This window comes from Pseudomonas nabeulensis (assembly GCF_004682045.1).
Taxonomy (GTDB): domain Bacteria; phylum Pseudomonadota; class Gammaproteobacteria; order Pseudomonadales; family Pseudomonadaceae; genus Aquipseudomonas; species Aquipseudomonas nabeulensis.
Genome location: NZ_QUZT01000023.1, coordinates 15,908 through 36,807, shown reverse-complemented (window position 1 = coordinate 36,807; position 20,900 = coordinate 15,908). Strand labels below are relative to the sequence as shown.

Below are 20,900 nucleotides of genomic sequence, written 5' to 3'. Positions count from 1 at the left end.
ATACCAGAGCAACGAGCCTGGGGTTATGCTCCAGACTCAATCACACAACAGGACAGCGCGTGACTCCTCTGCACACACTCTGGCTGACAGAAACCGTGCGCCTGCGCGAAGAACACGCAGGCAACCTGGAAGACCAGGAAGCCAACCGCCTGGCCCGCGCGGCCGGTGGCGACTTGCCAACGCGCATTCAACAGCGCGCCTTGCACCTGGCCGAGCGCGACGGCCTGACAGTCGCCCTCACCCGCTGGCTGCAAGGTGCACGCCTGGCGCTGGTGCTGCTGGCGGTCGTCGCAGTGATCAGCGGCGCCGGCCTGGCCTTCGCCGCGCTGGGCAACGGCCTGACCCCGGTGAACGTGTTCTGGGCCTTGGGCAGCTTGCTCGGCTTGAATCTGATTCTGTTAATCAGTTGGGCCTTGGGCCTACTGTTTGCGGGTGAACACGGTGACAGCCTCGGGCGCCTGTGGCTGTGGCTCAGCGAAAAACTCGCCCGTGATGCCAAGGCCGCCCAATTGGCTCCCGCACTGCTATTGCTGCTGCAACGACAAAAACTCAATCGCTGGGCCGTGGGCATCTTGGTCAACAGCCTGTGGCTGCTGGCATTGCTCAGCGCGCTGGTGATTCTTCTGACGCTACTCGCCACCCGCCGCTACGGCTTCGTGTGGGAAACCACCATCCTTAGTGCCGACACCTTCGTCGCCGCGACCCAAGCCTTGGGCACCCTGCCCGCCCTGCTCGGCTTCAACGTGCCTACGGTCGACATGATCCGCGCCAGCGGCGATTCCGCCCTGAATATCGAAAGCGCCCGCCAAGCCTGGGCCGCCTGGCTGGTGGGCGTATTGCTGGTCTACGGCCTGCTGCCGCGCCTGATCCTAGCCCTGCTCTGCCTGTGGCGCTGGAAACGCGGGCGCGATGCCCTGCGCCTGGACCTCAACCTGCCCGGCTACAGCCACCTGCGCGAACGCCTGATGCCGAGCAGCGAACGCCTCGGCGTCAGCGACGCGGCACCGGACCAGTTGCACCACGTCACCGGCGGCGTCAGCGAACTGCACAGCGACGGCGCCCTGCTGGTAGCCATCGAACTGGATGACCAACACCCGTGGCCGCCCAAACTGCCTGCCACGGTGAAGAACGCCGGCATCCTCGACAGCCGCGAATCGCGCCACACACTGCTGGAGCAACTCACGCGCTTTCCACCCGCACGCCTGGCCATCGCCTGCGACCCGCGCCGCTCGCCGGATCGCGGCAGTCTGGCGCTGATCGCCGAACTGGCCCGCAGCGCCAGCGAAACCCGCGTGTGGTTGCTGCAAGCGCCACCCGGCCAGGCGCTGGACGCCGAGCGCCTGGGGGACTGGCACGCCGCGCTGCAACAACTGGAGCTGCCCTTCGCCGACAGCGCGCCGCTGAACTGGCTGGAGACCGGTCATGACTAAACCGCTGAAACTCGCCGTGGTCGGCCACACCAATGTCGGCAAGACGTCTCTGCTGCGCACGCTGACCCGTGACGTGGGCTTCGGCGAAGTCTCCCATCGCCCCAGCACCACGCGGCATGTGGAAGGCGCACGCCTGTCGGTGGACGGCGAAGCCTTGCTGGAGTTGTACGACACCCCCGGCCTGGAAGACGCCATCGCCTTGCTCGATTACCTGGAACGCCTGGACCGTCCTGGCGAACGTCTCGACGGCCCCGCCCGTCTGGCACGCTTCCTCGACGGCAGCGAGGCACGCCAGCGTTTCGAACAGGAAGCCAAGGTACTGCGCCAATTGCTGGCCTCGGACGCCGGCCTGTATGTGATCGACGCGCGCGAACCGGTGCTGGCCAAGTACCGCGACGAGCTGCAAGTGCTCGCCAGCTGTGGCAAGCCATTGCTGCCGGTGCTCAACTTCGTCAGCAGCAGCGACCACCGCGAGCCGGACTGGCGCGAAGCCCTGGCCCGACTCGGCCTGCACGCTCTGGTGCGCTTCGACAGCGTGGCGCCGCCGGAAGACGGCGAGCGACGCCTGTATGAAAGCCTGGCCCTGTTGCTGGAAAACGCTCGGCCCCAGTTGGAACGCTTGATTCTTGATCAGGAAGCCCAGCGCCAGGCCCGTCAGCAAAGCGCCGCACGCTTGATCGCTGAACTGCTGATCGACTGCGCCGCGTGTCGTCGCAGCGTGGTCATCGAGGACGAACAACACGCCATTGGCGAACTGCGCAAGGCAGTGCGCCAGCGCGAACAAAAATGCGTGGAGGCGCTGCTCAAGCTGTTCGGATTCCGCCCCCAAGACGCCGACGCCAGCGACCTGCCATTGCTGGATGGCCGCTGGGGCGATGACCTGTTCAACCCCGAAACCCTAAAACAACTGGGCGTACGCGTCGGTGGCGGAATCGCCGCCGGCGCGGCCGCCGGTGCCGGGGTGGATCTATTGGTCGGCGGTTTAACGCTGGGCGCCGCCGCCCTGGCCGGTGCGATTGCCGGCGGCGCGCTGCAAACCGCACGCAGCTACGGCAGCCGCCTGCTGGGCAAGATCAAGGGCCAACGCGAGCTGACCGTGGACGACAGCGTGCTGCGCCTGCTTGCCCTGCGCCAACGCCAATTGCTCAAGGCCCTGAACCTGCGTGGCCACGCGGCGATGCACAGCATCAAGGTCGACACACCCCAGGACAAAACCTGGCGTGAGGGCAAGTTGCCGGACGCGCTGCACAAAGCCCGCGCCCATCCGCAATGGTCGTCCCTCAACCCCCACGCCAAGCTGAGCCAGGCCGAGCGTCAGGAGCAGGTTGAAGCCCTGGCCCAACGCCTCGACGAAACCTAGGCCGCCAGCAACCGCCGCGCCTTGGCCTTGAGCCCTTCAAGGTCGAGTAGCGGCACCTGCATTTCCTTGGCATGCTCATCCCAGTAACGCATGCGCAAGCTCACGGCGCACAGCGGGTCCTGTTCGAATGCATAAGCCTCTGCGGCACTCATCACGCCGCCCTGGTAACCCAGGGTGCGGCGGCTGGCTTCGCTCAAGCGAGCGTAGTAGTCCGGCTGGCTGAACGTCAGGTAACGCTTGGCCTGCACGTGATACTCCACCAGTTTGGCCATGCGCTCGCTGAATCCAGCACGGCGCAGATAATCCGCTCCGAGCCGCTCATGGCTGACCACGCCATAACCGCCCATGTTTTCCTCGCCGTGGCCGCAAAGGTGCCCGATATCGTGGAAAAACGCCGCCAGCACCACTTCATCATCAAAGCCCTCGGCCATCGCCCGTTGCGCGGCCTGGGACATATGCTCGATCTGCGACACCGGCTCGCCGATGTAGTCCGCCCTGCCGTACTGCTCGTACAGGCCGAACACATCGGCAATCGCCTGTTCCGGGCTCATCACACCGCTCCCCACAACGCGCTGATATTGCGCTCGGCCATTGCCGGCCCGACGCTCATGCCCACGCCGGTATGCATCAACGCCGCACTCACCCCCGGCGCGGCGCGCACGAACGAGAATGGCCCCGGTCCGCGTGAGCCGTAGACACCCTGCCAACGCTCCACCACCTGGATCTTGCATCCCAGGGTCTGCTCGGCCAGTTCGATCATCCAGTCGTCGACCTGCTCGGCATTGAACGGCGAGGCATCGCTGCCGTAGTCATGGGAGTCGCCGATGATCAGCTCGCCATGGGGCGTCGGGCTAATTAGCAGGTGAATGCCGTGTTCATGCAGGTGCGGCGTTTCACGCAGGATCTGCGCCTGCACCGACGCCGCTTCGGGCAAGTCGGCAAAGGCGCCGTAGTGCACGCAGCTCAGGCCGGTGAGCAAGGCATGCTGCAGATTGAGGTTCACCACGGGACGTGCACGCAGCATTTGCAGGCGGCAGATACTCGGGTTGAGTTCAGCCATCGCGTCCGCCAGCAGGGTTTGGTAGTCGTGGCCGGAGCAGACGATGATGTGCTCGCCGCGAAAGCTGCCAGCCGTGCTGTGTACCCAGCCTGGCTCCACATCGCGCACCAGCGTGGAAAAGTGAAACTCCACCTTCAACTCATCGCGCAGGTAGTTGATCAACGCGGGGATCGCTTCGCGCGAATACAGTTGCTGATCGTCCTTGCCGTGCAAGGCGGCGCGGTGATGGCGGAACTGGCCGCCGTATAAATCCTTCATCGCCGCGCCTTGCAGCAGTTCGACGTTGTAGCCGTATTCCTGGGCGCGACCGGCGCAGAAGGCTTCCAGCAGATGCTCTTCGGCTTCGGTGCGGGCGAATAAATAGGCGCCGTTGCGCTTGAGTTGCAGGCCCGCGACCTGGGCCCAGTGGCCCCAGATTTCACGGCTTTCCCGCGCCAGGTCGAGCATCGGTCCGGGCGGTTGGCCGGTGACCAGGGCCTGGCCGAAGTTGCGCACGGAAGCCCCCAGCGGCGTGGCGCTGCGCTCGAAGACCTTGACCTTGAGCCCGCGTTTGGCGGCGGCGTAGGCGTGGGACAGGCCGAGGATGCCGGCGCCGATGATGAGTAGGTCGCTGTGGTGTGTCATGTAGTGATGTCCTGAATTTGAGGCCACTATCGGGGGCAAGCCCCCTCCCACATTTGAATGCATTCACATATCTGATTCTGTGAATACAGTCAGTGTGGGAGGGGGCTTGCCCCCGATGAGGCCATCAGCCCTAACGAAAACCTTACTGACCCGCCACCTTCTCCGACTTCCCGTCATACCGCTTACGCCATTCAGTCAAAATGCTGTCGCGATTCTTCGAGGCCCAGGCAAAGTCATTCTTGATCAAGCGCTGCTCGTAGTCCGCTGGCAATTCGGTCTGTGGCTTGGCAATCCCCGGCTGGGCGAGCACGGCAAAGTTGTCCTTGTACAGGTCCATGGCCGCTGCGCTGGCGGAGAAGTCAGCGAGCTTTTTCGCCGCCTCGGCGTGGGCGGTGCCCTTCATCACGGCGGTGGCTTCGATGTCCCAGCCCAGGCCTTCTTTTGGCAGGATGATGTCCAGCGGCGCACCTTGGCGTTTCAACTGCACCGCCGGGTATTCGAAGGAAATACCAATCGGGAACTCACCGGACGCGGCCAACTTGCACGGCTTGGAGCCGGAGTGCACGTACTGGCCGATGTTCTGGTGCAGGTCGTCCATGTACTGCCAGCCCTGCTTCTCGCCGTAGGTCTGCAACCAGGCGCTTACGTCCAGGAAACCGGTGCCGGACGAGGCCGGGTTGGGCATCACGATCTTGCCCTTGTACTCAGGCTTGGTCAGGTCTTGCCAGCTCACCGGCTTGGTCAGGCCCTGTTTTTCGGCTTCGACGCTGTTGAAGCAGATAGTGGCGGCCCACACGTCCATGCCGACCCAGGCCGGTGGGTTCGCGGGGTCACGGTAGTTCTTGCCGATCTTGTCCAGGTCCTTCGGCGCGTAGTTGTCCAGCATGCCTTGCTGGTCGAGGATCGCCAGGCTGGAGGCGGCCAGGCCCCACACGGCATCGGCTTGCGGGCGATCTTTCTCGGCCAGCAGCTTGGCGGTGATGATGCCGGTGGAGTCACGCACCCATTTGATCTCGATATCCGGGTTGGCCTGCTCGAAGGCCTTTTTGTAGGTCTTCAACTGCTCGGCTTCGAGGGCCGTGTACACGGTGAGGTCGGTCTTGGCGAAGGCATTCAGGCTGAATGCAGACAGTACGGCAGCGACCAGCGCCAGGGGCTTGAACATTTAACACCTCCTTCAAGGATGGATTTATTGGCCCGGCGCGCTCTGGCGCCAGGCTTGGGAGCGGCGCAACGCGCCACGTGAGGCCCACGCCAGCAGCAGCGAAACGCCGGCTGAGGTGAACAGGATCAGGGTCGACATCGCCGCCGCACCGCCCACGTTGCCGGCGTCGTCCATGTTCAACACGGCGACGGCGGCGAGGATGGTGTCGGGGCTGTAGAGGAAGATCGCGGCGGACACGGTGGTCATCGCCGACACGAACAGGTAGCGCACGATGTCCAGCAGCGCCGGCAGGCAGATCGGCACCGTGACTTTCAAGTAATGCCGGTACAGCGGCGCCTTGAGGGACAGCGCGGCGGCTTCGAACTCGGCGTCCAACTGGCGCAGGGCCGTGGTGGCGGTCATTTGTGCGGTGGTCGAATAGTGCGCAATGGTGCACACCACCAGCAGGGTCATGGTGCCGTAGAACACATGCAGCGGGTTGCCGTTGAGGTTGAAAAAGAACACGTAGCCCAGGCCCAGCACCAACCCCGGCACGGCCATCGGCACGAAGCTGAGCATGCGCAGGGCCAGGTTCAGGCCTTTCTGGGTCTTGGTCTTTTCCATCAGATAGGCGCCGGTGAAGATCAGCACGCTGCCGATCAACGCCGTGCACAGGGCCATGGTCAGGCTGTTGCGATAGGCCAGCCAGCCGCCGCCGGCGGTGTCTTCGAACTGGTAGTGAGCGAGGGACAGCGACAGGTTGTACGGCCAGAACTTCACCAGCGACGAATACACCGCCATGCCGAACACCGACAGCAACACCGCGCAGATCAACAACACGATGGCCAGATAGCAGCCATCTCTGACCCGTGACGGCACCGGCTGGAACACTTGCGCACGGCCACTCATCGCATCGCCATGACGCCGACGCAGCCACGCGTCGACGCCAAAGCTGAACAGCGCCGGCAACAGCAACACCATGCCGATCAGCGCACCGCGACCGAACTGTTGCTGGCCGACCACGGCCTTGTAGGCCTCCAGCGCCAGCACCTGGTAATCGCCGCCGACGACAACAGGCACGCCGAAGTCGGTGATGGTCAAAGTGAACACCAGACAGAACGCGGCGAATACCGCCTGGCGCGTGGCCGGCCAGGTAATGCTGCGAAACGCTTTGGCCGGGCTGGCGCCCATGCTCGACGCCGCATCGAACAGCCGCGCATCCGCCAAGGACAGCGCCGACAGCAAAATCATCAAGGCGTGTGGGAAGGTGTAGATCACCTCCCCCAGCACAATGCCCCAGAAGCCGTAGATATTTTCCGAGAGCAACCCGCGCAACAGGCCCTGATTGCCGAACAGGTACACCAACGCAATACCCGGCAGCATCGACGGTGCCATCAGCGGCAGCAGCGACATCCCGCGCCAGATCGCCTTGCCGGGGATCAGCGTGCGTTGCAGGGCGTAGGCAAACAGGTAGGCCAGCGGTACGACGATGGCCGCGACGCTGAGGGAGACTTTCAGGCTATTGCCCACCAGCCAGTGGAAGTTGGCGCTGGTCACCAGCTCGCGTGCGGCAACCAGGCCGCCGCCCTGCCCGGCTTCGCTGCTGAAACCGCGCCAGAAGATCGCCAGCAACGGCAGCAACACGGCCACGCTCAACAGGCACAGCCAAAGCAGTTTGCCGCCCACCACGAAGAGACGGTCGCCGAGTTCTGCACGGGACACCTGGCGCGTTGCAGGCAAGGTCATGACAGCGGCCATCTCAGGCAAACACCTGCAGGCTGCGCGGCGGCAAGGCGACCCAGATGTCTTGGGCGCCCAGGCGCGGCATGGCTTCCGGCGCCAGCTCGGCCAACAGCGGATGGCCGGGCAGGTGCTCCAGTTCGAAGCTCATGCGGCAGCGGTTGCCGAGGAAGGTGATCTCGTGGACCTTGGCCGGGAACAGGTTTTCTTCATGCACCGGCGGGTTGACGCTGATGGCTTCCGGGCGGCAGAACAGGCGCCCGGACTTGGCCACGCCGGCATCGTCCGCCAGGCGCAGGTTCATCCCGCCGACCTGGGCGTGGCTGGCACTGTTGCGGCTGAACGGCAGCCAGTTACCCTGGCCGACAAACTCCGCCACGAACGGGGTGGCCGGGCGGTCGTAGATCTCTTGAGGGGTGGCGTATTGCTCGACCTTGCCGTTGTTCATCACGGCGATTCGGTCGGCCATCAACATGGCCTCGTCCTGGTTGTGGGTGACCATCAGCGTGGTGATGCCCAGGCGGCGTTGCAGTTGGCGCAGCTCGGTGCACAGATGCTCACGCACGCGAGCATCGAGGGCCGACATCGGTTCGTCCAACAACAGCAATGAAGGTGCCGGCGCCAACGCACGGGCCAGGGCCACACGTTGTTGCTGGCCGCCGGAGAGTTGGCCGGGGTATTTCTTTTCGCTGCCCGCCAGGCCCACCAGTTCCAGCATCTGCCCGACGCGCTTGCGCACTTCATCGCGGCCAGTGCCGGTGAGGCCGTAGCCGATGTTCGCTTCAACAGTGAGGTTGGGAAACAGCGCGTAGGACTGGAACAGGATGCCGTAGTCCCGCGCCTGGGGCGGCAGTAGGGAAACGTCACGCTCGCCGAGGTAAAGCTCACCGCTGTCCTGGCGCTCCAGGCCGGCGATGCAGCGCAACAGGGTGGTCTTGCCGCAGCCCGACGGGCCCAGCAGGCACACCAGCTCGCCGGCAGCGACGTCCAGGGAGACGTTGTCCAGTGCAGTAAACGCACCGAAGCGCTTCTGGACATTGCGCACCTTCATCGGCGCGCTGGGTTGGGTCAGGGCTGTGTTCATGGGACACCTCATCAAACGGATGAAGGCCATGCTAGGGAGGGAATGCGTCGCTCATGTGGCAGGAAGGCAAAAGCGGGTGATAGTGGTATTGGTGGATTTGGGTTACAGAGGTGTGGTGCCTGCACTACCGCTATCGGGGGCAAGCCCCCTCCCACATTGGAATGCGTTCCCCTGTGGGAGGGGGCTTGCCCCCGATGAGGCCCTAACCGCCAACCCAAAACCTAGATCGGCGACATTTCCTGCGCCAACCCCAGAAACGCCGCCGGCAACCGGGCCGACTTTCTTTCCTTGAGGCAGTACAAGTACTCCGGAATCTGCGGCGCATTTTCGATGGTCAGCACCCGCAACTGCGGGTCATGGGGCACTTCCTGCCGCGCAATAATGCTGATGCCGATATTGCGCAACACCGCCTCGCGAATCGACTCACGGCTGCCGATTTCCAACAGGGGCCCGTAGCTCACGTTAGCGCCCTGTAACAGATCTTCCGTCAACCGCCGCGTGGTCGAACCCGCCTCGCGCATCAACAAGGTGTGCCCGGCCAAGGCACTCAGCGGTACATGGTCGAGCTTGGCCAGTGGATGATTGCGATGCACCGCCAGCACCAGCGGATCGGTGCCCAATACGCGACGGATCAACCGTGGGTCTTCCAGCAATTGCGAAGACGCGGCCACATCGACGCGGTAATCATCCAGCGCTTCCAGCACCTGCTGGGAGTTGCCGATTTCCACCGACACTTCCACGTGGGGCAGGCGTTCACGAAAGGTTTTGACCAGATCCAGGATGTAATACGGCGCCGTCGCCGCAATCCTCAACGCGCCCTGGACCTGACCGCTGTTACGCAGGAAAAACTCGATATCCGCTTCCTGCTGCAACAGCGCCTTGACCATCGGCAGCAGCCGCGCACCGTCGTCGCTGACCGTGAGGCGACGGCCGCCGCGGTAGAACAGTTCAACGCCGTATTGGCTTTCCAGGTTGCGAATCTGGGTGGTGACGGTGGGCTGGCTCAGGCCGAGTTTTTTCGCCGCCTGGGTAATGCTGCCCAGGCGGGCGACCATGAAAAAAGCCTTTAGCTCGGCACTCAGCACACCATCCTCTCATCGTCTATTTGCGCAGCAGGCGCAGGCCATTGAACACCACCAGCAGGGCCACGCCCATGTCGGCAAACACCGCCATCCACATGGTGGCCAGGCCCAGGAAGGTGACCACCAGAAAGATCGCCTTGATCACCAACGCCAGGGCGATGTTCTGCTTGAGGATACTCGACGTTTGTCGCGACAACCGAATGAATGCCGGAATCTTGCGCAAGTCGTCATCCATCAGCGCCACGTCGGCGGTCTCGATGGCCGTGTCGGTGCCCGCTGCGGCCATGGCAAAACCAATCTCGGCGCGGGCCAGGGCCGGGGCGTCGTTGATGCCGTCGCCGACCATGCCGACGCGATGGCCTTGGCCGTAAAGGGTTTCGATGGCTTGCAGTTTGTCGGTGGGCAACAGGTCGCCCTGGGCCTGGTCGATGCCAACCTGAGCGGCGATGGCCTGGGCGGTGTGGGTGTTGTCGCCGGTGAGCATCAGGGTCTTGATGCCCAACTCGTGCAGTTGCTGGATGGCTTCGCGGCTGCTGTCCTTGACCGTGTCGGCCACGGCGAACAGGGCCAGCGGGCCGGATTTGTCGAGCAACAGCACCACGGATTTACCTTGTTTCTCCAGGGCGAAGAGTTTTTCTTCCAGCGCCGGTGAGCACAGACCGAGGTCTTCCACCAGGCGATGGTTGCCCAGGTGGTAGGTTTCGCCGTTGATATCGCCCCGCACACCGCGACCGGCCAGCGCCTCGAAGTTATCCACAACGTGAGTCGGCAGGTTTTTATCCACAGCCGCGTTGGCGATGGCCAGCGACACCGGGTGATCGGAACGCCCGGCCAAACTGGCCGCCAGGGCTGGCGCGCTGTCCTCAACCGTCGGAAACAGCGCCAGGTAGTCGGTTTGCACCGGTTTGCCGTGGGTGATGGTGCCGGTCTTGTCGAGGGCCAGGTAGTCGAGTTTGTAACCGCCCTCCAGGTACACGCCGCCTTTGATCAGGATGCCTTTGCGCGCCGCCGCCGCCAGGCCGCTGACGATGGTGACCGGGGTGGAGATCACCAGCGCACACGGGCAGGCGACCACCAGCAACACCAGGGCGCGGTAGATCCAGTCGAACCACGCACCGGCCATGAACAGCGGCGGGATCAGCGCCACGCCGAGGGCAAACAGGAATACCACTGGGGTGTAGATCTTCGAAAAGCTGTCGACAAAACGTTGGGTCGGTGCCCGTGCACCCTGGGCCTGCTCCACGGCGTGGATGATCCGCGCCAGGGTGGAGTTGTTGGCGGCAGCGGTGACTGTGTATTCCAGGGCGCCAGCCTGGTTGATCGTGCCGGCGAAGACTTTATCGCCCACGGTCTTCTCAATCGGCAGGCTTTCGCCGGTGATCGGCGCTTGATCGATGGTGGACTGGCCTGCGGTGACTTCACCGTCCAGGCCGATGCGTTCACCGGGCTTTACCCGCACGATGGCGCCCAAATCAATGCTTTTCACTTCCATTTCAGCCCACGAACCATCGGCCTGGCGCACCGTGGCCTGCTCCGGGGTCATCTGCATCAAGCCGCTGATGGCGTTGCGTGCACGGTCCAGGGACTTGGCTTCGATCAGCTCGGCCACGGTGAACAGGAACATCACCATCGCCGCTTCCGGCCATTGGCCGATGAGCACCGCACCGGTCACGGCGATGCTCATCAACGCGTTGATGTTCAGGTTGAGGTTCTTGAGGGCAATCCAGCCCTTTTTATAGGTGGTGAGGCCGCCGCTGAGGATCGATACCAGTGCGACCACGGCGATCACCCACGTCGGCGCGGCGCTGGTGAAGTGCAGCACTTCAGCGGCCAGCGCCCCCACACCGGACAACGCCAGCGGCCACCAGTGTTTCTTCGCCGGTGGCGCGGCGGCAGGGGCACCCTCTTCAATGGGGTCGGCCTGCATGCCGATGGATTTGATCGCGTCGATGATCGGCGCGGTGCTCGGCAGGTCGTGGGTGACGCCGAGGATGCGGTTGATCAGGTTGAATTCCAGCTGCTGCACACCGGCGAGCTTGCCCAGTTTGTTCTGGATCAGCGTCTGCTCGGTGGGGCAGTCCATGGCTTCGATGCGGAAAGTGCTCAGGCGTGAGCCCGCAGTGGGGGCGTCGTTCAGTTGCACCAGCGCCGGGGCGGGCGTACCGGAACAGCACGCGCCGCCGTGGCCATGGTGATGTACAGGGGTCAGTTTTTGCGGAGAATCGCTCATCAGGTCGCGTCCGTAAGGTGCCTGTTGCCAAGTAAAGACCCTGTAGCCACTATAGGGTCAAGCACCCATTTGGAGACTGCTGCGATGAAGATCGGCGAACTGTCGAAATTGACTGACTGTCCGGTAGAGACCATCCGCTATTACGAGAAGGAAGGCCTGCTGCCGCCCCCGGCGCGCACGGACGCCAACTACCGCGTGTACACCCAGGCGCACACCGAGCGGCTGGTCTTTATCCGTAACTGCCGCAGCCTGGACATGACGCTGGAGGAAATCCGCAGCCTGCTGGGGTTACGGGACAGTCCCCAGGACCAGTGCGAGAGCGTGAATGCGTTGATCGACGAGCATATCCAGCATGTCAAAGCGCGGATCGACGGCTTGCTGGTGTTGCAGGAACAGTTACTGGACTTGCGCCAGCGGTGTGGCGGCGGGCCGGAGTGCGGGATTTTGCAGCGGTTGGAAGTGAGTGGGAGTGTGCAGGCCAGCGAGGCAGAGCCTTCGCATGTGGGCAGGAGCCATGGACACTGAACCAAGTGAACACAGGACAAATGTGGGAGGGGGCTTGCCCCCGATTGCAGTGTGCCAGCCACTAACTATTTAGCTGACCCACCGCTATCGGGGGCAAGCCCCCTCCCACATTTTGACCGCGACCCATTTTAGATCGCGACTTCGGCCTTGATACTCGGGTCGGCGTCGTAGCCCACAATTTCAAAGTCTTCGAACGTGTAGTCATAGATCGACGCAGGCTTACGCTTGATCACCAGCTCCGGCAGCTTCTTCGGCGTGCGCGCCAGCTGGGTCTGGATTTGTTCCATATGGTTGCTGTACGCATGGGTGTCGCCGGTGGTGACGATAATCTCGTGGGGGATCAGGTCGCACTGCTGCGCCAGCATATGGGTGAGCAACGCCAGGGCGGCGGTGTTGTACGGCAGGCCGAGGAATACGTCGGAGCTACGGATGTACAACTGCATCGACAGGTGGCCGTCATGCACGAACGCCTGGTACAGCAGGTGGCACGGCGGCAGGGCTTGTTTGCCGTTGCGCGCGTTTTCCTGGGGGCTCTTGGTTTCGTCGGGCAGGTACTCGACGTTCCAGCCGTGGAACAGGATGCGGCGGCTGTTGGGGTTGGTCTTGAGCGTGTGCACCATGTAGTCGATCTGGTTGATCGTGCCGCCATCCTTGGTTGGCCAGGCGGTCCACTGCTCGCCGTACACCGGGCCCAGGTCGCCGTCTTCGGTGGCCCATTCGTCCCAGATGCGCACGCCGTTTTCATTCAGCCACTTGATGTTGGTGTTGCCGCTCAACATCCAGATCAGTTCATTGGCGATGCTTTTGAAGTGAAGCTTCTTGGTGGTCAGCAGCGGGAAGCCGTCGGCCAAGTTATGCCGATACTGACGGGCAAACACGGCCTTGGTGCCGGTGCCGGTGCGATCGCCCTTGGTCAATCCATTGGTCACGACGTCGTTCAGTAGTTCGAGATATTGCTTCATTGGTTTACCCGTATCGTTGAAGCCGAGGCTTGAGGGCCTCGGCATTCGAATTTAAAGCGCGGTGTTCTTCAAAGGTTGCGGGCGATTGTACGCCCACCACAACAGGCCCAGGCCGCCGAGGATCATCGGCAGGCTGAGGATCTGACCCATGGTCAACCAACCGAACGCCAGGTAGCCCAGCTGTGCATCCGGCACACGCACGAACTCGACGATAAAACGGAAGATCCCGTAGAACAGCGCGAACATGCCCGACACCGCCATGGTGGGGCGTGGCTTGCGCGAGAAGATGTAGAGGATAAGGAACAGTGCCACGCCTTCCAATGCGAACTGGTACAGCTGCGACGGATGGCGCGGCAGTTGCGCCGGGTCGCTGAACGGCGGGAACACCATGGCCCACGGCACGTCGGTCGGTTTGCCCCAGAGTTCGGCGTTGATAAAGTTTCCGATGCGCCCGGCACCCAGGCCAATCGGCACGAAGGGGGCGACGAAGTCCATCAACTGGAAGAACGACTTGCCGTTGCGACGGCCAAACCACCAGGCGGCGATCATCACGCCGATAAACCCGCCGTGGAACGCCATGCCGCCCTTCCAGACTTCGAAGATCAGCGTCGGGTTGGCGATGTACGCCGAGAGATCGTAGAACAACACATAACCGAGTCGCCCGCCGACGATCACCCCCATCGACATCCAGAACACCATGTCGGAGAGCTTCTCCTTGGTCCAGGTCGGGTCGAAGCTGTTCAGGCGCCGGGAGGCCAGCAGCCAGGCGCCGCCGATGCCGATCAGGTACATCAACCCGTACCAGTGGATTTTCAGCGGACCGATGGCCAGGGCCACCGGGTCGATCTGCGGGTAAGGCAGCATTGCGACTCCTCGTTAAATCATTCGTTATGGCGCCGGACCATGCCGCGCCGCGATTAAGCCTGCATTACAACAAAAAGTTTATGCCGACACAGAACAGCAGAAATTCCATGGGTGCCCCCCAACCAAGTCCGGCATGTTAACGGATGGAAGGTGCGCGACCCAACTGGATACGATGGAACGCCCTTGCCTGAATGCGTAGAGTGGGCAGAAACACAAAAGGGATCGCCTGATGTGCCTGATTGTTTTCGCCTGGCGGCCGGGCCATGCCCAACCGCTGATCGTCGCGGCCAACCGTGATGAGTTCTACGCCCGCCCCAGCCTGCCATTGGCCCAATGGCTGGACGCCCCCGAGGTCTACGCCGGCCGCGACCAGGAAGCCGGCGGCACCTGGCTGGGGGTGAATGCCGATGGGCGTTTTGCGGCCCTCACCAATATCCGCGACCCGCACCAGCCCCCGGCACGCAAGTCCCGCGGGGAACTGGTGGCGCGGTTTCTTAATGGGTCAATGCCGATTGACGACTATTTAGCCGACGTTAACGGCCGTTCGATTGAATATGCCGGGTTTAACCTGCTCGTGGGGACGCGGGACGAGTTGTGGCACTACAACGCCAACCACACGGAGCCGACACGCTTGAAGGCCGGGGTGTATGGGCTGTCGAACGCGGGGCTGGACACGCCGTGGCCCAAGTTGCTCAAGGCCAAGGCGGCGTTGAGTGCGCTGTTGGATGATCCGCAGCCGGAGGCCTTGTTGGGAATTTTGAGTGATCCGCAGACAGCGCCGTTTGCCGAGCTGCCGGATACCGGGGTGGGGTTGGCGACCGAGAGCCTTTTATCCAGCGTGTTTATTGCCAGCCCCAGTTATGGGACCAGGGCGAGTACGGCGTTGATCGTGAATGCGGATGGGACGCGGCGGATGGTGGAGCGTAGTTTTGGGCCCCATGGTGGGCGCTTGGGTGAGGTAGAACTCAATATCTAGCCACACCACAAACCAATGTGGGAGGGGGCTTGCCCCCGATAGCGGTGTGTCAGCTACACATTTGCTGGCTGACACTCCCTCATCGGGGGCAAGCCCCCTCCCACATTTTAATCACCGATAGGTTTTAGAGAGTTTTGGCAGACGCCGGGTTGATCATCCGCGTAAGCCCCAGATTCTTCAGCGCCAACTGCAACGAGCTGTGGATAACTTGCGGGTTGTCGATGGTCATCAACTGCGCCAGCAGATCCTTGGCCATGCCCAGGTTCACCTGACGCAGCAGCCACTTCACCTTCGGCAAGTTGGTGGCGTTCATCGACAGGCTGTCAAAGCCCATCGCCATCAACAACACCGCCGCCGCCGGGTCACCGGCCATTTCACCGCAGATACTCACCGGCTTGCCTTCGGCATGGGCGTCGCGCACCACGTGTTGCAGGGCTTGCAGCACCGCCGGGTGCAGGTAGTCGTAGAGGTCGGCCACCCGTGGGTTGTTGCGGTCCACGGCCAGCAGGTATTGGGTCAGGTCGTTGGAGCCCACCGACAGGAAGTCCACCTGCCTTGCCAGCTCTTTGGCCTGGTACACCGCCGCCGGGATTTCGATCATCACGCCAATCGGCGGCATCGGTACGTCGGCGCCCTCGTCGCGCACTTCGCCCCAGGCGCGGTGGATAAGGTGCAGCGCCTCTTCCAGCTCATGGGTGCCGGAGATCATCGGCAGCAGGATGCGCAGGTTGTTCAGGCCTTCGCTGGCCTTGAGCATGGCGCGGGTCTGCACCAGGAAGATTTCCGGATGGTCGAGGGTCACGCGAATGCCACGCCAGCCGAGGAACGGGTTGTCTTCCTTGATCGGAAAGTACGACAACGACTTGTCGCCACCGATGTCCAGGCTGCGCATGGTCACCGGCAACGGGTGGAAGGCTTGCAGTTGCTCGCGATAAATCGCCAGTTGCTCCTTCTCGCTCGGGAAGCGCTGGTTGATCATGAACGGCACTTCGGTGCGGTACAGCCCCACGCCCTCGGCGCCACGCTGTTGCGCACGGGCCACGTCGGCCAGCAGGCCGGTGTTGACCAGCAGCGGCACGCGGTGGCCATCGGTGGTCACGCACGGCAGTTCGCGCAATGAGTCCAGGCCCAGTGCCAGTTGTTTCTCTTCTTCAACCACCTCGGCGTATTGCTTGCGCAGTACTTCGCTGGGGTTGGTAAACACTTCGCCGCGATGGCCATCGACGATCATTTCAATGCCATCGACCTTGGCATACGGCAGGTCCACCAGACCCATCACCGTTGGAATGCCCATGGCCCGCGCCAGGATCGCGACGTGGGAGTTACCCGAACCGAGTACCGACACCAGGCCCACCAGCTTGCCTTCCGGCACTTCGCCGAGCTGGGTGGCGGTCAGTTCTTCACTGACCAGGATAGTGTTGTCGGGGAAAACCATGTTGGTGGAGCGGTCCTCCTGCAGGTAGGCCAGCAGACGGCGACCCAAGTCGCGCACATCCGAGGCCCGCTCGCGCAGGTAGTCGTCGTCCATCATTTCGAAACGGTTGACGTGATCGGTGACCACCTGGCGCAACGCGCCCTGGGCCCACTGGCCGGTCTTGATCACGTTTTTGACTTCGCTGCCCAGGGACGCGTCGTCGAGCATCATCTGATACACGTCGAACAGCGCGCGCTCTTCGGGACGCAGCTGGGTGGCCAGCTTGTTCGACAGGTTGCGCATGTCGGCGCGCACGCCTTCCAGGGCGGTCTTGAACAGTTTGATTTCAGCGTCGATGTCATCGACGGTCTTGTCCGGCACCACATCGAGGTCGGCCGGTGGCAGCATGACCACCGCCGTACCGACCGCCGCACCCGGCGAACCCGGCACGCCGACGAACTTGGCTTCCTGGATGCCCTTGCCCTGGCGGTTCAGGCCGCGAATCGAGCCGGTGGCCTCGGCATGGGCGATAACGCCGGCAAGCTGCGCGCTCATGGTCACGAGGAAGGCTTCTTCACCTTCGTCGAACTGGCGGCGTTCTTTCTGCTGGATGACCAACACGCCGACAACGCGGCGGTGGTGAATGATCGGCGCACCGAGGAACGAGGCGTAACGCTCTTCGCCGGTTTCGGCAAAGTAGCGATAACGCGGGTGATCCGCCGCATGTTCAAGGTTCAGGGGTTCTTCACGCGTCCCCACCAGGCCCACCAGACCTTCATTGGGCGCCATGCTGACCTTGCCGATGGAGCGCTTGTTCAAGCCCTCGGTGGCCATCAGCACAAAACGGTTGGTCTCGGGGTCGAGCAGGTAAACCGAGCAGACCTGGCTGCCCATGGCTTCCTTGACGCGCAACACAATAATCCCCAACGCCGCCTTGAGATCCTTGGCGGAGTTAACTTCCTGGACGATCTTGCGCAGCGTATTGAGCATGGCTCGGGGTCGAACTCCGTCGTCAGTCGCGCGCTAAAAGGCGCGGGGCAAGCTCTTTGAGCGCGCGACGGTAAACCTCGCGCTTGAATGTCACCACCTGGCCCAACGGGTACCAATAGCTGACCCAGCGCCAGCCATCGAACTCCGGTTTACCGGTCAAATCCATCCGCACCCGCTGCTCGTTGGAGATCAGGCGCAGGAGAAACCATTTCTGCTTCTGGCCGATGCACAGCGGTTGGCTGTGGGTACGCACCAGGCGTTGCGGCAAACGATAGCGCAACCAGCCACGGGTACAGGCCAGAATTTGCACATCTTCGCGCTCAAGGCCGACTTCTTCGTTCAACTCACGGTACAAGGCGTCTTCAGGGGTTTCGTCGGGGTTGATCCCGCCTTGAGGAAACTGCCAGGCATCTTGGTTGATTCGGCGAGCCCATAGCACCTGTCCGGCATCATTCGTAAGAATAATCCCGACATTAGGACGGAAACCATCGGGGTCGATCACGGCAACAACCTCGCAAACGCATGTCGCCGCATTGTTCCACAAAGCTGGATGAAGCGGCAACGAGGCTGCTTACCTTATGTGCACTCTTGTGAAAAGACCGTATTCTGGACGCCTTTTTACAGACTTTTCAGCGAGTAACTGCAATGCGCCTGGCTTTATTCGACTTGGACAATACCCTCCTCGGCGGTGACAGCGATCACGCCTGGGGCGATTACCTGTGTGAACGCGGGATTCTCGACCCCATCGCCTACAAGGCTCGCAACGACGAGTTCTACCAGGATTACCTGGCGGGCAAGCTGGACAACGCCGCCTACCTGAACTTCTGCCTGGAGATTCTCGGCCGCACCGAAATGGCCCAACTGGACGAATGGCACCGCGACTTTATGCGCGACTGCATCGACCCGCTGATGCTGCCCCTGGCCACCGAACTGCTGGCCAAGCACCGCGCCGCCGGCGACAAACTGGTGATCATCACCGCCACCAACCGTTTCGTCACCGGGCCGATTGCCACACTGCTGGGCGTGGACACCCTGATCGCCACTGAATGCGAGATGGAAAACGGCCGCTACACCGGGCGCAGCACCGATGTACCGTGCTTCCGTGAAGGCAAGGTGACGCGCTTGAACCGGTGGTTGGAAGAAACAGGGCATAGCCTGGAAGACAGCTACTTCTATAGCGACTCGATGAATGATTTGCCGTTGCTGGAGCAGGTGACGCACCCGGTGGCGGTGGATCCGGATCCGAATTTGCGGGCTGAGGCTGAGAAGCGTGGGTGGCCGGTGATTACGCTGCGCAGCTGATGGCCCTATCGGGGGCAAGCCCCCTCCCACACTTGAACGGGTTCACACGGTCAAAATGTGGGAGGGGGCTTGCCCCCGATGAAGGCAGCGCGGTCCAAAGCCCTAAACCGGCTTGGCACCCATGAGCCCCGCAATCGCCACAAACCCCACCAAACTGACCACCGCCAGCACCAAGGTAAAGTTCAAGCTACCGCCCTCGCCCTTACGCAACCGATTGAGCCGCGCCACCAGCCAGAACCACGCCAGCGCCGCCACGGTGTACAAGATGCTGGAACCCAAAATCCAGGTCTGCCCCAGCGGCCAGCCAATCAGGTGCACCAGCCACCAGCCGGTAAACGGCATGCTCACCACGCACACGCCCATCAGCAACCACACAAACGCCCACGGACGCTGCACGGTCACCGCCGGGCCGGCACTGCGCTTGCGCCAGGCCAGCACGGCCAGGCTCAAGCCACTGAGCAGCAACAACACCGTGGCCGCGATGTGAATGACTTTCAGGGTGGTCAGGGTTTCCATGTGTCGTCTTCCTTTAAGGCCGCCCTCTCAGCGTAGTCGCTCAACCGAGGAACAGCTTGTAGGCCGGGTTATCGCTTTCATCCCAGTACGGGTAACCGATGGCTTCCAACGCGGCCGGCACCAGATGGCGCTCGTTCGCCGGCACTTGCAGGCCTGCCACCACACGGCCATCCGCCGCGCCATGGTTGCGGTAGTGGAACATCGAAATATTCCAACGCCCGCCCAGCTTGTGCAGGAAGTTGAACAAGGCACCCGGACGCTCCGGGAATTCGAAGCGGAACACCACTTCGTTGCTGACATGGGCCGCATGCCCGCCGACCATATGGCGGATGTGCAACTTGGCCAGTTCATTCTCGGTCAGGTCCAACACCGGGAAACCCTGCTCGGTCAGGCTGGCGATCAGCGCACTGCGCGGGTCGTTTTCCGGGTGAGTCTGCACGCCGACAAAGATGTGCGCCTCGCTGCCGGAGTGGAAACGGTAGTTGAATTCGGTGATCTGGCGCTTGCCCACGGCCTCGCAGAACGCCTTGAAGCTGCCCGGTTTCTCGGGGATGGTCACGGCGATGATGGCTTCACGGCCCTCACCCAGTTCGGCACGCTCGGCCACATGGCGCAGGCGGTCGAAGTTGACGTTGGCACCGGAGTCGATGGCCACCAGGGTTTGCCCGCTGATACCACGGGTCTCCACGTACTTCTTGATGCCCGCCACACCCAACGCGCCCGCCGGCTCGGTGATGGAGCGGGTGTCGTCGTAGATGTCCTTGATCGCCGCACAGATTTCATCGGTGCTCACGGTGATCACTTCATCGACATAGTCTTTGCAGATATCGAAGGTGTGCTGGCCGATCTGCGCCACCGCCACGCCATCGGCGAAGAGGCCCACGGTCGGCAATACCACGCGCTCGCCCGCCGCCAACGCGACTTGCAGGCAGTTGGAGTCGTCCGGCTCGACGCCGATGATCTTGATCTCCGGACGCAGGTATTTCACATACGCCGCGATACCGGCGATCAGCCCGCCGCCGCCCACCGGGACGAAAATCGCATCCAAAGGCCCCGGGTGCTGGCGCAGAATCTCCATGGCCACGGTGCCCTGCCCGGCAATGGTGTGCGGATCATCGTAGGGGTGGATGTAGACGTAGCCTTTTTCGTCGACCAGTTTGAGCGAGTAGGCCAGGGCTTCCGGGAAGGAATCGCCATGCAGCACCACTTTACCGCCACGGGAGCGCACGCCTTCAACCTTGATCTCAGGGGTGGTCTTGGGCATTACGATGGTGGCTTTTACCCCCAGCACCTTGGCCGCCAGGGCCAGGCCCTGGGCGTGGTTGCCCGCCGAGGCGGTGACCACGCCGCGTGCGCGTTCTTCGGCGGTCAGCTGGGTCAGCTTGTTGTAGGCACCACGAATCTTGAACGAGAACACCGGCTGCAAGTCTTCACGCTTGAGCCAGACGGTGTTGCCCAGCCGCTCGGAGAGCTGGCGGGCGGTCTGCAGCGGGGTTTCTACGGCAACGTCGTAGACGCGCGAGGTGAGGATCTTTTTGACGTACTGTTCAAGCATCGGCGGGCTTCTACTTTCACGGTTTGGCAGGGCCAAGGAGTC

18 protein-coding genes are annotated in these 20,900 nt (G+C 62.7%); 5 read left to right on the top strand and 13 right to left on the bottom strand.

Annotation, left to right across the window (positions count from 1 at the left end; all coding sequences use genetic code 11):
• The first annotated feature begins 59 nt into the window (after positions 1-59).
• Positions 60-1,430 carry a DUF2868 domain-containing protein gene (locus tag DYL61_RS14075; RefSeq protein WP_135308817.1) on the top strand — a complete coding sequence of 457 codons (1,371 nt, stop codon included), beginning with the start codon at positions 60-62 and terminating at the stop codon, positions 1,428-1,430.
• Positions 1,423-2,790, top strand: coding sequence for a DUF3482 domain-containing protein (locus tag DYL61_RS14070; protein ID WP_135308816.1), 1,368 nt, complete (start codon positions 1,423-1,425; stop codon positions 2,788-2,790). The genes DYL61_RS14075 and DYL61_RS14070 overlap by 8 nt, the downstream gene beginning before the upstream one ends.
• Here DYL61_RS14070 and DYL61_RS14065 read toward each other — a convergent pair.
• From DYL61_RS14065 to DYL61_RS14035, 7 genes are all read right to left on the bottom strand, one after another.
• Positions 2,787-3,341: a phosphonate degradation HD-domain oxygenase gene (locus DYL61_RS14065; protein ID WP_135308815.1), complete on the bottom strand. Its 555-nt coding sequence runs from the start codon at positions 3,339-3,341 to the stop codon at positions 2,787-2,789. The two genes, DYL61_RS14070 and DYL61_RS14065, sit on opposite strands and share 4 nt — an antisense overlap.
• Positions 3,341-4,474, bottom strand: a complete 1,134-nt coding sequence (locus tag DYL61_RS14060) for a TIGR03364 family FAD-dependent oxidoreductase (protein ID WP_135308814.1) — start codon at positions 4,472-4,474, stop codon at positions 3,341-3,343. The genes DYL61_RS14065 and DYL61_RS14060 overlap by 1 nt, the downstream gene beginning before the upstream one ends.
• A 142-nt stretch (positions 4,475-4,616) precedes the next feature.
• Positions 4,617-5,639, bottom strand: a complete 1,023-nt coding sequence (locus DYL61_RS14055) for a putative 2-aminoethylphosphonate ABC transporter substrate-binding protein (RefSeq protein WP_135308813.1) — start codon at positions 5,637-5,639, stop codon at positions 4,617-4,619.
• Between the two features lie 24 nt (positions 5,640-5,663).
• Positions 5,664-7,376 (bottom strand): putative 2-aminoethylphosphonate ABC transporter permease subunit, encoded by a 1,713-nt coding sequence (locus DYL61_RS14050; RefSeq protein WP_135308812.1) that lies wholly within the window; start codon positions 7,374-7,376, stop codon positions 5,664-5,666.
• A gap of 1 nt (position 7,377) precedes the next feature.
• Positions 7,378-8,442: a putative 2-aminoethylphosphonate ABC transporter ATP-binding protein gene (locus tag DYL61_RS14045; protein WP_135308811.1), complete on the bottom strand. Its 1,065-nt coding sequence runs from the start codon at positions 8,440-8,442 to the stop codon at positions 7,378-7,380.
• 221 nt (positions 8,443-8,663) lie between these two features.
• Complete coding sequence (locus tag DYL61_RS14040) at positions 8,664-9,527, bottom strand: LysR family transcriptional regulator (protein ID WP_135308810.1); 864 nt, start codon at positions 9,525-9,527, stop codon at positions 8,664-8,666.
• A 16-nt stretch (positions 9,528-9,543) separates the two neighbouring features.
• On the bottom strand, positions 9,544-11,754 hold the full coding sequence (locus tag DYL61_RS14035) for a heavy metal translocating P-type ATPase (RefSeq protein ID WP_135308809.1): 2,211 nt from the start codon (positions 11,752-11,754) through the stop codon (positions 9,544-9,546).
• A gap of 84 nt (positions 11,755-11,838) precedes the next feature.
• On the opposite strand from DYL61_RS14035, the gene cadR reads away from it, so the two are divergent.
• Positions 11,839-12,279 (top strand): Cd(II)/Pb(II)-responsive transcriptional regulator, encoded by a 441-nt coding sequence (cadR, locus tag DYL61_RS14030; RefSeq protein ID WP_135308808.1) that lies wholly within the window; start codon positions 11,839-11,841, stop codon positions 12,277-12,279.
• A gap of 128 nt (positions 12,280-12,407) precedes the next feature.
• Here cadR and DYL61_RS14025 read toward each other — a convergent pair whose 3' ends face one another.
• Positions 12,408-13,241 carry a thymidylate synthase gene (locus tag DYL61_RS14025; RefSeq protein WP_135308807.1) on the bottom strand — a complete coding sequence of 278 codons (834 nt, stop codon included), beginning with the start codon at positions 13,239-13,241 and terminating at the stop codon, positions 12,408-12,410.
• A gap of 51 nt (positions 13,242-13,292) precedes the next feature.
• A complete protein-coding gene (gene lgt, locus DYL61_RS14020) occupies positions 13,293-14,105 on the bottom strand; it encodes a prolipoprotein diacylglyceryl transferase (protein ID WP_135308806.1) in 813 nt (270 codons plus the stop codon).
• 229 nt (positions 14,106-14,334) lie between these two features.
• Between lgt and DYL61_RS14015 the strand changes: the two genes are divergently transcribed.
• The gene (locus tag DYL61_RS14015; RefSeq protein WP_135308805.1) at positions 14,335-15,081 is read left to right on the top strand and encodes an NRDE family protein; all 747 of its coding nucleotides are present in this window, start codon (positions 14,335-14,337) and stop codon (positions 15,079-15,081) included.
• Positions 15,082-15,205: 124 nt separating this feature from the next.
• Here the strand turns inward: DYL61_RS14015 and ptsP are convergent, their stop codons facing one another.
• Entirely contained in the window at positions 15,206-17,485 is a 2,280-nt protein-coding gene (gene ptsP, locus DYL61_RS14010; RefSeq protein WP_135308804.1) for a phosphoenolpyruvate--protein phosphotransferase, read from the bottom strand.
• Between the two features lie 22 nt (positions 17,486-17,507).
• Positions 17,508-17,987 (bottom strand): RNA pyrophosphohydrolase, encoded by a 480-nt coding sequence (locus tag DYL61_RS14005; protein WP_003176750.1) that lies wholly within the window; start codon positions 17,985-17,987, stop codon positions 17,508-17,510.
• A 143-nt stretch (positions 17,988-18,130) separates the two neighbouring features.
• Between DYL61_RS14005 and DYL61_RS14000 the strand changes: the two genes are divergently transcribed.
• Positions 18,131-18,787: a histidinol-phosphatase gene (locus tag DYL61_RS14000; RefSeq protein WP_135308803.1), complete on the top strand. Its 657-nt coding sequence runs from the start codon at positions 18,131-18,133 to the stop codon at positions 18,785-18,787.
• A 102-nt stretch (positions 18,788-18,889) separates the two neighbouring features.
• Here the strand turns inward: DYL61_RS14000 and DYL61_RS13995 are convergent, their stop codons facing one another.
• A complete protein-coding gene (locus DYL61_RS13995) occupies positions 18,890-19,303 on the bottom strand; it encodes a DUF2269 family protein (protein ID WP_135308802.1) in 414 nt (137 codons plus the stop codon).
• A 40-nt stretch (positions 19,304-19,343) separates the two neighbouring features.
• Complete coding sequence (ilvA, locus tag DYL61_RS13990) at positions 19,344-20,888, bottom strand: threonine ammonia-lyase, biosynthetic (protein ID WP_274594948.1); 1,545 nt, start codon at positions 20,886-20,888, stop codon at positions 19,344-19,346.
• Between the last annotated feature and the right edge of the window lie 12 nt (positions 20,889-20,900).

Coding starts and splice junctions, on each gene's coding strand:
- DYL61_RS14070 (WP_135308816.1), top strand. CDS start 1,423: ATGACTAAACCGCTGAAACTCGCCGTGGTCGGCCACACCAATGTCGGC.
- DYL61_RS14065 (WP_135308815.1), bottom strand. CDS start 3,341: ATGAGCCCGGAACAGGCGATTGCCGATGTGTTCGGCCTGTACGAGCAG.
- DYL61_RS14060 (WP_135308814.1), bottom strand. CDS start 4,474: ATGACACACCACAGCGACCTACTCATCATCGGCGCCGGCATCCTCGGC.
- DYL61_RS14055 (WP_135308813.1), bottom strand. CDS start 5,639: ATGTTCAAGCCCCTGGCGCTGGTCGCTGCCGTACTGTCTGCATTCAGC.
- DYL61_RS14050 (WP_135308812.1), bottom strand. CDS start 7,376: ATGGCCGCTGTCATGACCTTGCCTGCAACGCGCCAGGTGTCCCGTGCA.
- DYL61_RS14045 (WP_135308811.1), bottom strand. CDS start 8,442: ATGAACACAGCCCTGACCCAACCCAGCGCGCCGATGAAGGTGCGCAAT.
- DYL61_RS14035 (WP_135308809.1), bottom strand. CDS start 11,754: ATGAGCGATTCTCCGCAAAAACTGACCCCTGTACATCACCATGGCCAC.
- cadR (WP_135308808.1), top strand. CDS start 11,839: ATGAAGATCGGCGAACTGTCGAAATTGACTGACTGTCCGGTAGAGACC.
- DYL61_RS14025 (WP_135308807.1), bottom strand. CDS start 13,241: ATGAAGCAATATCTCGAACTACTGAACGACGTCGTGACCAATGGATTG.
- lgt (WP_135308806.1), bottom strand. CDS start 14,105: ATGCTGCCTTACCCGCAGATCGACCCGGTGGCCCTGGCCATCGGTCCG.
- DYL61_RS14015 (WP_135308805.1), top strand. CDS start 14,335: ATGTGCCTGATTGTTTTCGCCTGGCGGCCGGGCCATGCCCAACCGCTG.
- ptsP (WP_135308804.1), bottom strand. CDS start 17,485: ATGCTCAATACGCTGCGCAAGATCGTCCAGGAAGTTAACTCCGCCAAG.
- DYL61_RS14000 (WP_135308803.1), top strand. CDS start 18,131: ATGCGCCTGGCTTTATTCGACTTGGACAATACCCTCCTCGGCGGTGAC.
- DYL61_RS13995 (WP_135308802.1), bottom strand. CDS start 19,303: ATGGAAACCCTGACCACCCTGAAAGTCATTCACATCGCGGCCACGGTG.